The 12,364-nt window shown below is 75.1% G+C and carries 12 protein-coding genes; 4 read left to right on the forward strand and 8 right to left on the reverse strand.

Annotation, left to right across the window (positions count from 1 at the left end):
* Positions 1-302: 302 nt before the first annotated feature.
* Together ACLWS4_RS05895 and ACLWS4_RS05900 are read left to right on the forward strand one after the other, a co-directional pair.
* Positions 303-1,901, forward strand: a complete 1,599-nt coding sequence (locus ACLWS4_RS05895; RefSeq protein ID WP_416873516.1) for a DNA-3-methyladenine glycosylase 2 family protein — start codon at positions 303-305, stop codon at positions 1,899-1,901.
* Positions 1,898-2,407 carry a methylated-DNA--[protein]-cysteine S-methyltransferase gene (locus ACLWS4_RS05900; RefSeq protein WP_049656108.1) on the forward strand — a complete coding sequence of 170 codons (510 nt, stop codon included), beginning with the start codon at positions 1,898-1,900 and terminating at the stop codon, positions 2,405-2,407. Before ACLWS4_RS05895 ends, ACLWS4_RS05900 begins: the two co-directional genes overlap by 4 nt.
* A 43-nt stretch (positions 2,408-2,450) precedes the next feature.
* On the opposite strand, the gene ACLWS4_RS05905 is transcribed toward ACLWS4_RS05900, so the two are convergent.
* Positions 2,451-2,960, reverse strand: a complete 510-nt coding sequence (locus tag ACLWS4_RS05905) for a GNAT family N-acetyltransferase (RefSeq protein ID WP_117487347.1) — start codon at positions 2,958-2,960, stop codon at positions 2,451-2,453.
* Positions 2,961-3,064: 104 nt separating this feature from the next.
* Positions 3,065-3,583, reverse strand: a complete 519-nt coding sequence (locus ACLWS4_RS05910) for a MarR family winged helix-turn-helix transcriptional regulator (RefSeq protein WP_416873517.1) — start codon at positions 3,581-3,583, stop codon at positions 3,065-3,067.
* Positions 3,584-3,774: 191 nt separating this feature from the next.
* Here ACLWS4_RS05910 and ACLWS4_RS05915 point away from each other — a divergent pair, with 191 nt between their 5' ends.
* Complete coding sequence (locus tag ACLWS4_RS05915) at positions 3,775-5,271, forward strand: MFS transporter (protein WP_416873518.1); 1,497 nt, start codon at positions 3,775-3,777, stop codon at positions 5,269-5,271.
* Here ACLWS4_RS05915 and pth read toward each other — a convergent pair.
* From pth to ACLWS4_RS05935, 4 genes are all read right to left on the reverse strand, one after another.
* Positions 5,268-5,858: an aminoacyl-tRNA hydrolase gene (gene pth / locus ACLWS4_RS05920; RefSeq protein ID WP_388043520.1), complete on the reverse strand. Its 591-nt coding sequence runs from the start codon at positions 5,856-5,858 to the stop codon at positions 5,268-5,270. The genes ACLWS4_RS05915 and pth overlap by 4 nt on opposite strands.
* A gap of 177 nt (positions 5,859-6,035) precedes the next feature.
* On the reverse strand, positions 6,036-6,710 hold the full coding sequence (locus tag ACLWS4_RS05925) for a DUF305 domain-containing protein (protein WP_375874006.1): 675 nt from the start codon (positions 6,708-6,710) through the stop codon (positions 6,036-6,038).
* A 35-nt stretch (positions 6,711-6,745) separates the two neighbouring features.
* A complete protein-coding gene (locus tag ACLWS4_RS05930; RefSeq protein WP_074001014.1) occupies positions 6,746-7,411 on the reverse strand; it encodes a DUF3105 domain-containing protein in 666 nt (221 codons plus the stop codon).
* A 101-nt stretch (positions 7,412-7,512) separates the two neighbouring features.
* The gene (locus tag ACLWS4_RS05935) at positions 7,513-7,980 is read right to left on the reverse strand and encodes a hypothetical protein (protein WP_074001015.1); all 468 of its coding nucleotides are present in this window, start codon (positions 7,978-7,980) and stop codon (positions 7,513-7,515) included.
* Positions 7,981-8,369: 389 nt separating this feature from the next.
* Between ACLWS4_RS05935 and ACLWS4_RS05940 the strand changes: the two genes are divergently transcribed.
* Entirely contained in the window at positions 8,370-9,992 is a 1,623-nt protein-coding gene (locus ACLWS4_RS05940; RefSeq protein WP_416873519.1) for a hypothetical protein, read from the forward strand.
* A gap of 52 nt (positions 9,993-10,044) precedes the next feature.
* Here the strand turns inward: ACLWS4_RS05940 and ACLWS4_RS05945 are convergent, their stop codons facing one another.
* Positions 10,045-11,535 (reverse strand): alpha/beta hydrolase, encoded by a 1,491-nt coding sequence (locus ACLWS4_RS05945; RefSeq protein ID WP_416873520.1) that lies wholly within the window; start codon positions 11,533-11,535, stop codon positions 10,045-10,047.
* 160 nt (positions 11,536-11,695) lie between these two features.
* On the reverse strand, positions 11,696-12,295 hold the full coding sequence (locus ACLWS4_RS05950; RefSeq protein ID WP_387819459.1) for a TetR/AcrR family transcriptional regulator: 600 nt from the start codon (positions 12,293-12,295) through the stop codon (positions 11,696-11,698).
* Positions 12,296-12,364 lie beyond the last annotated feature (69 nt).

Genomic DNA, 12,364 nt, shown 5'->3' on the forward strand with positions numbered 1-12,364 from the left:
CCCAGGTGACAGGTGCCCGGTGCCTGGCGCCCGGAGCCCAGGTGTCAGGTGCCAGGTGCCCAGGCCCGGGGCTTGCAGGGGTGCCGTGCCGTGCGGGTGGTCTCGGGCACGGGCCGGCGAATGGGCGGGCCGGCAGGCCTCCGGGCCAAGGCGCCATGGGCCGATGGGCCATGGGGTGAGGTGGTGGGGAGGGTGGGGGCGGGGGGAGGGGGAGGGCCCCCGAAGCAGGGATCGGCGACGATCAACGGTGATGTCCGATTCCCGCCAGTCACCCCCCCGCCCAGTGCCGCAAACTGGACAACGTGATCGACGACGACATCCGGTACCGAGCCGTGGACAGCCGCGACTCCCGCTTCGACGGGGTCTTCTTCACGGCGGTCACCTCCACCGGCATCTACTGCCGTCCGAGCTGCCCCGCCGTGACCCCCAAGCGGGTCAACTGCGTCTTCTACCCCAGTGCCGCGGCCGCCCAGGGGGCGGGCTTCCGTGCCTGCCGCCGCTGCCGCCCCGACTCCGTGCCGGGCTCGCCCGAGTGGAACCAGCGCGCCGACCTGGTCGGCCGGGCGATGCGCCTGATCGGCGACGGCGTGGTGGACCGCGAGGGCGTGGCCGGCCTGGCCGACCGCCTCGGCTACAGCTCCCGCCAGCTGCAGCGCCAGCTGACCGCCGAGCTGGGCGCCGGCCCGATCGCGCTGGCCCGCGCCCGTCGCGCGCAGACCGCCCGCCTGCTCCTCCAGACCACCGAACTGCCCGTCACCGACATCGCGTTCGCGGCCGGCTTCGCCTCCGTCCGCCAGTTCAACGACACCGTGCGCGAGGTCTACGACCGCACCCCCAGCGGCCTGCGCGCCGAGGTCGCCGCCGGTCGCCGCATCGCGACTCCGGCCGGCGGTCTCACCCTGCGCCTGGCCTACCGCGGTGCGCTGGACAGCGAGCACCTGATCGACTTCCTCGCCCTGCGCGCCGTCCCCGGCGTGGAGGAGGTCGTCCCCGGCGCGCGCCCCGGCGTGCGCGTGTACCGTCGCACCCTCGCACTCCCGTACGGCCACGGCATCGCCGAGGTCGAGGGCCTGGCGCCGGGCGAGCCGCCCACCCGGGGCTGGCTGGACTGCCGCCTGCTGCTCGCCGACCTGCGCGACCTGCCGACCGCCGTCCAGCGCCTGCGCATCCTCTTCGACCTGGACGCCGACCCGCTCGCGGTCGACGAGCAGCTCGGCGCCGACTCGTTGCTCGGCCCGCTGGTCCGCGAGCGCCCCGGGCTGCGCTCGCCCGGTCACGTGGACCCGCACGAGCTCGCCGTCCGCGCCGTTCTCGGCCAGCAGATCACCGTCGTCGCCGCCCGTACCCTGGCGGGACGGCTCGCCGAGAAGTACGGCACCGCGCTGCCCGAGCCCAGTGGTGGCCTGCGCCTGCTCTTCCCGACCGCGGCGGCCCTGGCCGCCGCCGATCCGGAGGACTTCGCGATGCCCGCCGCCCGCCGTCGCGCGCTCATCGGCCTGTGCGGCGCGCTGTCCGAGGGCACGGTCCGGCTCGACAGCGGGGTCGACCGCGAGGAGGCCGCGGCCGGCCTGCTGGACCTGCCCGGCATCGGCCCCTGGACGGTCGGCTACCTGCGGATGCGGGCCCTGGCCGACCCCGATGTCTTCCTCCCGAGCGACGTGGGCGTCAAGCACGGCCTGCTCCGCCTCGGTGCCGCCGGGGATCCGAAGTCCGCCGCCCGCGCCGCCGAGTCCTGGGCCCCGTGGCGCTCCTACGCCGTCCACCGGCTGTGGGCCGGCCCCGCGACCACCGGCCCCGCAGGCACCGACACCGACACCGGGACCGACACCGACATGAGCACCAGCATCAGTACCAGCGACACCAGTAGCACCAGCACCGGAACGGAGATCGGACGAGCATGAGCACCACCGTCTACACCACCATGGAGAGCCCCTTCGGCCGGCTGCTGCTCAGCGGGGTGCTGCCGGAGGACGGCGGACCGGCCGCGCTGGCCACCGTCACCGTGCCCGGCCAGAAGTACGCGCTGGCCGAGCCCGCCGACGACTGGGTGCGCGACCCCGAGGCGCTCGCCGAGCCGGTCGCCCAGCTGACCGACTACTTCGCCGGCAAGCGCACCGGCTTCGACCTCCCGCTCGCGCCGGAGGGCACCGAGTTCCGCCGCAGGATCTGGGCCGCGCTGGACGAGATCCCGTACGGCACCACCGTCACCTACGGCGAACTCGCCGAGCTGGCCGGGCAGGAGCCGCGCATGGTCCGCGCGGTCGGTGGCGCGGTGGGCGCCAACCCGCTGCTGATCGTCAGGCCCTGCCACCGGGTGCTCGGCGCCGGTGGCGCGCTCACCGGCTTCGCCGCCGGAGTGGACCGCAAGCGCTGGCTGCTGGACCTGGAGGGCGGCACCCTGTTCTGACCGCCGACGCCCCAGGGCCCCTGCCCCAGTAGACCCCGAGGGCTCAACTCCGAAGGTCCACCCGCCAGTTGTTGCTCCGCATGAACCGCCCGGGCGGGAACTCGAAGTCCGTCTCGCCGAGCAGTGTGAACCCCGCCTTCGCGCAGACCGCGTTGGAGGCGGGGTTGTCCACCGAGGGGAAGGCGTGGAGGTGGGGGTGCGCGGCCTCGCGGCGGGCGGCCGCGACCGCCGCGCGGGTGGCGGCAACCGCGATGCCCCGGCCCTGGAAGCCGGGCAGCACGTTCCACCCCATCTCGTGGACGGTCCGGCCCTCCCACGTCCGGGTGCCGTAGCCGACCGTCCCGACCGCCTCGCCCTCGGGCAGCAGCACGATCCGGTACATGCAGCCGAGCCCGGACGGGACGAAGTCCAGGTAGCGCCGGTGCCGTACGAGCAGCCGCTCCTCGCTCTCCGGCCCGCCGACGTGCTTCTTCATCTCCGGTGTGTTGACCCGGCGCAGCAGTGCGAGGTCGTCGTCCGTCCAGGGCTCGATGCGTACGTCCGCGGTGGTCATGCCGGGGACGGTAGCGCCGGACGGGCCCCGGCGACCAGTGATTTCCGGCCGGCCGGCTTCCCGCAGGGCGGTTTCCCGCAGGCCGGTTTCCCGTCGGTGGCTTCCTAGCCGGCGGCGGGCCCCTGCTCGGGCCCGGTGCCCGGCTGGGCGAGGGCGCGGGCGAGCTGTTCCAGCGCGGGCAGCGCGTCGACGACCGCCGTGCGGTCGGCCGGGTCGAGGGTGCCGAACGCGGCGGCGATCCGGCGTTCGTGGGCGTGCTGCCAGTCGTCCAGCTGTCGGCGCCCGGCCGGGGTGAGGGCGATCCGGGCGGTGCGGCGGTCGCCGGGGTCGGCCTGGCGGTCGACGAAGCCGGCGTCGAGCAGCTTGCCGACCAGTCCGCTGACGGTGTTGGGCGCGAGCCGCTGTCGCGCGGCCAGTTCGCCGACCCGCAGCGGTGCGGCGGCCAGGGTCTGGAGGAGTTCGACCTGCGCCATCGGCAGGGACTCCCACGGGTAGTCGGTGCGGATGCTGCTGCGCAGCGCGCGGCGCAGCCGGGTGACGGTGTCGGTCAGCCGCCGGGCGTGCTCGACCGCCGGGTCGGGACTTCCGGTGGCGGGGTCGGGAACGTGTGGTGACGACGGCATGGCGGACAGCGTATCGCCTGGTACGGGGCGGTTCGGCGGCCGGTTCGGGCCTCGGGGTCGCACTGTGTTGCGGCTCTGTTGCGGGCCTCGCGGCGGGGGTCCCTCCGGCACCGTCCGTACCGTGGGACGTCTCCTGTCGCAGAGCGAGCTGCTCGTAGAAAGAACATATCTGTATCCGATATATTCGTGTCATGAATGCCACTGCCCTTGCCACGAGGCTGCTCACCGAGCGGCCCCGGCCGCGTGGCATAGCCGGCTGGCGCCACGCCCACTGGCTCGCCGTCGGCACGGTCTGTCTCGGAGCCTTCCTCGGCCAGCTCGACGCCAGCGTCATCGCCCTGGTCTTCCCCGCCCTCGGCCGCCACTTCGGCGCGGGCTTCGCCGCCGTCGAGTGGGTTGCCCTGGCCTACCTGCTGGTCCTGGTCGCCCTGCTGGCCCCGATCGGCTGGCTCTCCGACCTGGTCGGCCGCAAGACGATGTACATCGGCGGCTTCGCGGTCTTCGGCCTCTCCTCGCTGGGCGCCGGATTCGCCGGCGGCCTCTGGGTCCTGGTCGGCCTCCGCGCAGTCCAGGCGGTCGGCGCCGCGATGATGCAGGCCAACAGCGTCGCCCTGGTCGCGCGCGGCGTCCCCGGGCACGCGATGCGGCGCGCGCTCGGCATCCAGGCCTCCGCCCAGGGCCTCGGCCTGGCGCTCGGGCCCATCCTCGGCGGGATGCTGGTCGAACACGCCTCGTGGCGCTGGGTTTTCTGGGTCAACGTGCCGATCGCGGTGTTCGGCATCCTGGCCGGCTGGTACCTGCTGCCCCGCACCCGGACGACCGGCGCCCCGACCGATGCCCCGGCCGCCGTACCGGGCCCCCGCGAGGACCAGGCCGGCGCCCACGGGACAGCCGCCCACCGGACCGCCTCCCGCGAGGCCGTCCGCTTCGACCTCCCCGGCCTGCTGCTGCTCACCGGGGCGACCACCACGCTGCTGCTCGCCCTGTCCACCGCCTCCGGACTGCCCCTGCCCGGCTGGGCGGTGGCCGCCCTGCTGCTCGCCTCCGCCGTCCTGGCCCTGGCGCTGGTGCGCCAGGAGCGGCGGGCCGCCCGGCCGATCCTGGCGCCCGGGCTGGTCAACACCCCGGGCGTGCGCTCCGGCCTGGTGGTGGCGCTGATCGGCTACCTGCTGCTGTTCTGCCCGCTGGTGCTGGGCCCGGTGCTGCTCACCGGCGCGGGCGTGTCGACGGCCCACGCGGGCCTGGTGGTCACCCTGCTGCCCGCCGCGTTCGCCTTCGCCGCGACGGTCGGCGGCGGGTGGCTGCCCCGGGGCTGGTCGGACGTGACCAGGTGCCGCTTCGGCGCGCTGCTCACGGCCGTCGGGCTGCTGCTGTTCGCCCTGCTGCCGGCCTCGGACGCGGTGGCGTTCCCGCTGCTGGTCGCCGGTTACGGGCTGGGCCTGCTGCTGCCCGCCAACAACGCCCTGGTGATGCGGGCGATCCCGGCCCAGTGCTCGGCGGTCGGCGGCGGCATGGTGAACATGGCCCGCAGCCTCGGTACGGCGCTCGGCATGGCGCTGTCCGTCCTCGGTGTCCACCTGGCGGGCGCCGCGTCCGGTGGGCGGACGGTGCTGCTCGCCCTCGCCGCCGTCGCGGCCGCCGCCGCGCTGCTCACCCGGCCCGTCCGCACCCGAAGGACCGGACCCTAGGCGTCCGTACGGGCGTTCAGGGTGTCCTGGGCGCGGTTGAGGCCGCGCCGGACCAGGGTCTCCAGGGCGTCCGCGCAGCGGTCCAACTCGCCGGGCATGGCGGCCAGTTCCTCCTCCGAGAACTTCTTCAGCACGAAGTCCCCGACGCTCTGGCCCTTCGGGGGGCGGCCGATGCCGAACCGCAGCCGGACGAAGTCCCGGGTGCCGAGCACCTCGCCCACCGAGCGCACGCCGTTGTGGCCGCCGGGGCCGCCGCCGCGCTTGAGCCGGGCGGAGCCGAAGGGGAAGTCCAGGTCGTCCTGCACGACCACCAGCCGTTCGACCGGGACGCCGTGGCGGCGCAGCAGCGCGGCCACCGGGCGTCCGGACAGGTTGATGGACCACCACAGCGGCTTGGCCAGCAGCACCCGGTGGCCGTCGATGCCGATCTCGGCGGTCAGGCCGGCGAGCCCGCTCCGGCGGAAGCGGGCGCCGTGCCGTTCGGCGAGCCGGTCCACGGCGAGGAAGCCCGCGTTGTGGCGGGTGAGCCGGAACCAGGGGCCGGGGTTGCCGAGTCCGGCGATCAGCCAGGGGGCGTCGGGGGTCATGCGGGGGTGCTCCGAAGGGGGTTCTGAAGGGGGCGGGGAAGAACGGCGGACGGCCGGGGCGCGGCCGGGACGGTACGGGACCGTCCCCGCCGGCGCCCCGGCCGTCCGGGGAACGCGCGGAACGCGGAACAGGTGGAACAGCTGGAAGAGACCGGACAGGCCGAGCGGGGCGACCGCTCAGGAGGCGGGCACGCCGGGTTCGGCGCCGCGCTCCTTGAGCATGTCGGTCATCAGCTGGAGCTCGGAGGTCTGGGCGACCACCATCGACTGCGCCAGCCGCTTCTCGGTGTCGTTCCGGGCCTTGTCGACATAGCCCTGGGCCATCTCGACGCCGCCCTTGTGGTGCTCGATCATCAGCTGGAGGTAGAACACCTCGGCGTCCCGCCCGCTGAGCGTGCGCAGCTTCGCGATCTGGGTGTTGGTGGCCATGCCGGGCATCAGCGAACCGTCGTGGGCCTGGTAGTCGTGGCCCATCTTCATCCACGCCATCGGCGTGGCGGTCGAGTGCTGGGACAGCCCCCACTGGTCCAGCCAGCCCATCATCATCCCGCGCTGGTTGGCCTGGGTGTTGATGATGTCGAAGGCCAGGGTGCGGGTCGGCTCGTCGGCGGTGCGGTCCCGGACGACGAACGACAGGTCCACCGCCTGCTGGTGGTGGGTCGCCATGTCGCGGGCGAACCCGGCCTCGGGGGAGTCGTCGGCCGGGACGGACAGCGTGGAGGAGCCGGACGCCGAGGTCCCGCTCGCCACCAGGGCCGGCACCCCGAGCGCCAGCGCCACGGCGGCGGCCAGCGCGGCCGGCCACCACAGGCGGCGGCGGCGCGGGGCCGCGCCGTCCTCCGTACCGTCCAGGTCGTCCGGGCGATCCGGGCGGTCCGCGTCGGCGGTCACATCTGCCCCATGGTGCAGGAGGCGCCCGGCTCCTGGGTCTGCTTGCCCTGGACGTACTTGGTGAAGAACTCCTCCACCCGCGGGTCGCTGGCGCTGTCCACGGTCAGCTGGGTGCTCCAGGCGTTCAGGGTGATGGTGCCCTGCTCGTCCGGGTACGGGCTCATCATCGAGTACGGGGTCTTCTTGACCTTGTCGGAGAGGGTCTTGATGTCGTCCGGGGTGGCCTTGCTGTTGTACGTCACCCAGACCGCGCCGTGCTCCAGCGAGTGGACGGCGCGCTCGTTCTCGAGCGGCTGGTCGTAGACGTGGGCCATGCAGTCCGCCCAGATGGCGTTGTGGTCGCCGCCGACCGGCGGGGTCATCGGGTAGGTGACCTTGTCCTTGACGTGGGTGCGGCTCAGCTCGCCGAAGGTCTTCACGCCCGGGATGTCCGCGTTGGCGGCGGCCTGCTTGTCCTTCTTCTTCTGGTTCTGGTCCATGACGATCCAGGTGCCGGTGGCGATCGCACCGACCACCAGCACACCGGCCACCACCGAGGCGACGATCTTGTTGCGGCGGTCGCGGCGCTGCTCGGCGGCGCGCAGCTCGGCGATCCGGGCACGGCGGTCGAGGCCGTCCTGCTTGCCGCCGGGCTTGTTGGACTGCTTGGAGGAGGAACCCATGGTGGTCGTCCTTGTCCCCGCCGCACCGGTCGGTGGCGGCGGTCAGGTGGAGTGAGAGGAGGGACGGATCCGTCGGCGGCTGCGCCGGCGGTGGGTTCCGCTCAGGACCGGTGGACCTGGAGTTCGTGCAGGTCGGGAACCGGGTGCGCGCCGTCCAGCAGGCCGGCGGGCACCACCCGGGGCTGCGCGTCGGGCGCGGTCGGGGTCAGCGGTGACACGGCGGGCTGCGGCTGCGGCGGCGGGTTCGGCAGCTGGGCGTCCTGCGGGCAGTACGGGTGGCTGGAGCAGCCGTTGTTGCGCGGCGGCTGGCCGTCGGCGGTGCAGAGGATCCAGTGCCCCTGCTCCTCGGCCGTCCGGTGGTGGTCCGAGGGGTTCGCGGACTTGGCGACCTTCGCGGCACGGCCGGTGTAGGACGCGTGCCCGGTGGCGACCTGGACGCTGACCACGCTGACCACCGTGACGGAGCCGGCCGGGGCCGCGGCCGCCGTCGGATGGCCGGAGCCGTCCACCGCCTTCGCCTGGCCCGCGCACGGCAGCAGCGTCAGCAGCGCGACGAGCAGCAGGACCAACAGCCCACCTGCCGGGCGGCCCGCGGATGCGGCCCTCCCCGGTCGGGGCGAACTGGGGGCCGACGCGGTCATGCGCACATTTAATCAGCCGAACGAGTGATGCGATGCCCCCCATCGGCCCCCATTTTCGGCGGCCCGAACGCCCGGATGACCAGGAAACACCCTGCTCCGGACACATCCGGCAAGCACGGACGGAACGGAAGCGGACGAATGGATGACGCGCCCGGGACCGGGCTCGCGAACCGGCAGGTGAGCGCGGTGGCCGGGACTTTCCGGTGGGTGACCGGTTGTCGCCGAAACCCGGACAGGGTCCTCGCGGGTGGAGAACAATGTCGTCAGCCCGGCCCGCCCGGGGGCGGCGCGACCACGGAACGACCAGGAGCCGCCAGATGAGCAAGCAGGGTGCACCGGCACAGCCGCACCGGCCGGACGACGGCTGGTGGGACGCCGTCTACGACGGTCCGGCGGGCACCCTCCCGGACACCCCGCACGCCGACCCGGGGGACGGCAGCGTGGACGACTGGTTCGACACGGCGGTCGGGCTCATCGGGCAGCAGCGGTCGGCGGAGCCGGAGGCGCGGCCGGAGCCGGAGCCGGAGGTGGCGGCTGCGGCGGCTGTGCCGGAGGTCGACGCCGGGGCTCCCACGGAGCCTGACGGGTCGGAGAGCACGGACAACCGGGACAGCATCGACGACTGGTTCGACACCGCGGTCGGCGTGATCGGCGGGGCGGAGGGGATCGGGCGACAGCGGACCTCCTCCGAGACCCACCACGTCCCGGCCCCCGCCTTCGCCGAGGACGCGCCGAAGCCCGCGCCGGAGCCGGAGGTACAGCCGGAGCCGGTACCTGAGCCCGAGCCGGTACCTGAGCCGGAGACCGTACCGATCCCGGACCCGGTCTCGCTGGAGAAGCCCACCCCGCCGCCCGCCCCCGAACCGGAGCCCGAACCGGAGCCCGAGCCGGAGCCCGAGCCCGAGCCCGAGCCGGAGCCCGTCGTCGCCGAGGCGCCGGCCGAGCCGGAGACGGCGGAGGAGCCGGAAGCCCCCGCGCCCGTCCCCGATCCCCGCCTGGCCATCCGCGCACCGCTCGCCGACGGCGGCGCCGCCGTCCCGCACGTCGGCGAGCGCCCGCCGACCTACGGACCCGAGCCGACGGCCGTACCCGAGGCGGACCCGGGCGCACTGCGCGCGCTCGTACCGGACACCGTGCTGGACGGCGCCCAGTACGGGCCGTCCGTGCTGCGCGCCGCCTCCGTCCGGGGTGACTCCGCGCGCTACCGGGGCGAGCCGCGCCGCGACGCCCTGCTGGTCACCCGGTTCGGCGAGGGCCCCGACGGCCTGCTGCTCGCCGTCCTCGGCGGCTTCGACCGTACGGGCGGCCCCGAGGAGGAGGCGCTCACCGCCGAGGCGGTCGCGGCGGCCACCGGGGAGGCGTGCCACCAGCTCGCGGCCGCGATCGGACGCAGCCGGGCCGGCCTGGCAGCCGACCTGCGCGCCGGCGCCCGCGACCGGCTCCGCTACGGCCTCCAGCGCCTCGCCACCGGTGCCGCCGCCCCGCTGCGCGCCCTGGTGCCCCGGGAGGAGGAGGACGCGCCGTCCCCGGCGCTGCTGCACTGCCTGCTGGTGTCGCTGGACCCGGAGGCCGGCTACCGGGCGGCCTTCGGCGTCGGCCCGGGCGGGCTCTACCTGCTGCGCTCCGGCCACTGGATCGACGCCTACGCGGCCCGCCTGCTGCACCACCCGGACGGCCAGCCGCCGGTCCCCGAGGCCCCGGTGCCCGGTCCGCGCCCGTTCCGCTTCCGGCTCGTCCCCGTGACGCCGGGCGACATCCTCCTGCTCTGCACCCCCGGTCTCGCCCGCCCCATCGCCGACGAGCCGGCCGTCGCCCACTTCCTCTCCACCCACTGGACCCACCCGCACCCCCCGGGCACCGTCGACTTCCTCCGCCAGGTCCAGGTCCGCGCCAAGGGCTACGCCGACGACCGCACCGCCGCCGCCATCTGGACCGAGTGACCGGGGAGGGCGGCGGCGGGATGCGGAGCGGCGGGGTGCGGTCCCGGGCCGGTCAGGCCGGCAGCCGGCCGTCGAGGAGGAAGGCGGTGAGCGGGTCGCGGATCCGGGGGTCGGTGAAGTCGACGCCGTGCCCGGTGGCGTCCACCGTGACCATCGCCGCCCGGTGGCCGAAGGCCGACCGGACCTGACGGGCCCCGGAGTACGGCGTCGAGGCGTCGTAGCGGTTCTGGAGCATCAGGATGTTCCGCGGCCCGTCCGGGTTCGGGCGCACCGGCGGTTCCTCGGGGCGGTAGTGCCAGAACGCGCAGGGCCAGACGTTGCCGGACATGCCGGCGGTGAGCGGGTAGCGCTGCCGGTCGGCCGCGGTGCGGGCGGCGTAGACGGCGGGGTCGCGGGGCCAGGCGGAGTCGCCGCAGATCACCGCGGACTGGGCGGCGACGAAGTTGTCCGGGATGACCGACGGGAGGCCGCTGCCGGGGGAGCCTCCCGGCGGCGGGGCGGTGCGGGTGGCGGCCATCCGCAGCACCGTGGCGGCCAGCGGGTAGTAGCGAGGTTTGGTGAGCGAGGCGTAGACGACGGCCCGAAGGGTGTTGCCGGTGAGGGTCCGGCCGTCGGGCAGGCCGAACGGCGCGCGGTCGAGCTCCTCGGCGAGCCGCAGGTAGGCGGCCCGTACGGCTTCGGGGGTGGCGCCCAGGTGGAGGGTGTCGTCGCGGGCGGCGAGGTACCGGGCGAGGGCCGGGAAGGCCTCCTCGGTGCCCTCGCTGAACAGGCCGATCGCCTGCTGCTCCCCGCCGGGGGCGACCGTGCTGTCCAGCACCACGTGCTCGGCGCGGGTGGGGAAGAGGCTCGCGTAGACCTGGCCGAGGTAGGTGGCGTAGGAGGAGCCCAGGTAGGAGATCCGGTGGACGCCGAGGGCGGCCCGGATCCGGTCGAGGTCCCGGGCGGAGTCGGCGGTGGTGATGTCGGCGAGGTACGGGCCGCTCGCGGCGGCGCAGGCGTCGGCGATCCGCCGGGCCAGGTCGAGGTTGGCGGTGATCGAGCCGTCGGGGGCGGGGAAGGGGTAGTTGAGTTCGGCGGCGCGCTCCTCGGCGGGCAGGTCGCAGTGCACGGGGGTGCTGTTGCCGACGCCGCGCTCGTCGAAGCCGATCAGGTCGTAGGAGCGCAGGACGTCGGGCGGCAGGAAGGAGGTGGCCTCCCCGGGGTAGTCGAGGCCGGAGCCGCCCGGTCCGCCGGGGACCACCACGAGGTCGCCGCGGCGGTGGGCCGGGTCGGCGGTGCGGATCCGGGAGACGGTGAGCGTGAGGGTCCCGGCGCCGGGGTGGCGGTAGTCGCGGGGGACGCGCAGCGTCGTGCACCGCTGGCGCGGGTCGCGGGGGAAGGGCGTGCCGTTGGCGTTGGGGGTCGGGGCCGGGCAGGGCCCCCAACGGAGGGCGGTGGGCGCGGCGTCGGCGTCGGCCGTCGGCGGGGCGACGGCCGCGGGCAGGAGCAGGAGGGAGAGCAGCAGGCCACCGGTCGCGGCCGTGCGGCGCAGGATCGCGGTCATGCTCTGACGGTAGGTCGGCTCGGCGGCCCCGGCTTCGGAGCGGGGGTGGAGGTCGGCGGCCGGTTCTCCACCCGCCGTTCTCCACCCGGTGGTTGAGCCGAAGCCGAAGCCGAAGCCGGATCCGGGGTCGGATCCGGAGCCGGTCAGGCCGCGGGGCCGCTCAGGTGCGCAGGAGGATGCCGGTGACGGCGGTGGCCTGGGTGAGGGCGGTGTCGCGGTGGGCGTCGGGGAGGCCGATGGCGACGGGGACGGCGAGGCCGTCGAGCAGGGCGCGGATCTGGGCCGCGCGGTCGGCGGCGGGGCCGGGGGTGAAGCGGCCGGTGGCGGTGCCCTCCTCGATGAGGGCGACCAGGTCGGCCTGCCAGGGGGCCTCGATGTCCTGCTGGCCCTGGCGGATCTCGGCGCTCGCGGGGGAGCGGCCCCACACCTCGACCCAGAGGATCCATCGCGGGTCGCCCGCGCCCTCCGGCAGGTAGAGGCGCAGGTAGGCGTCGAGGCGCTGCCAGGGGTCGAGGGTGTGGTCGGCGAGGGCCTCGCGGCGGCGGGCGCCGAGTTGGTCCTCGCTCCAGCGGAGGGTCTCCAGCAGCAGCTGGTCCTTGCTGCCGAAGTAGTAGAGCAGGTGTCCGGCGCTCATCTGGAGCTGTTTGCCGAGCCCGGCCATGGTGAGCTTGGCGAGCCCGTGTTCGGCGATCGCGGCCCGGGCGGTGGCGAAGACCTCCTCGCGGGGGCGGGCCGGCCGGCGCGGGCGGGGGTCGGCCATGTGGGGTTCTCCTCGGTGGGCCTGAGCGCGGGAAGGCGGCGCGGAACGCGGGAAGGCGGCCCGGGCGGG

This window comes from Kitasatospora sp. SC0581, assembly GCF_048159585.1.
Taxonomy (GTDB): Bacteria; Actinomycetota; Actinomycetes; order Streptomycetales; family Streptomycetaceae; genus Kitasatospora.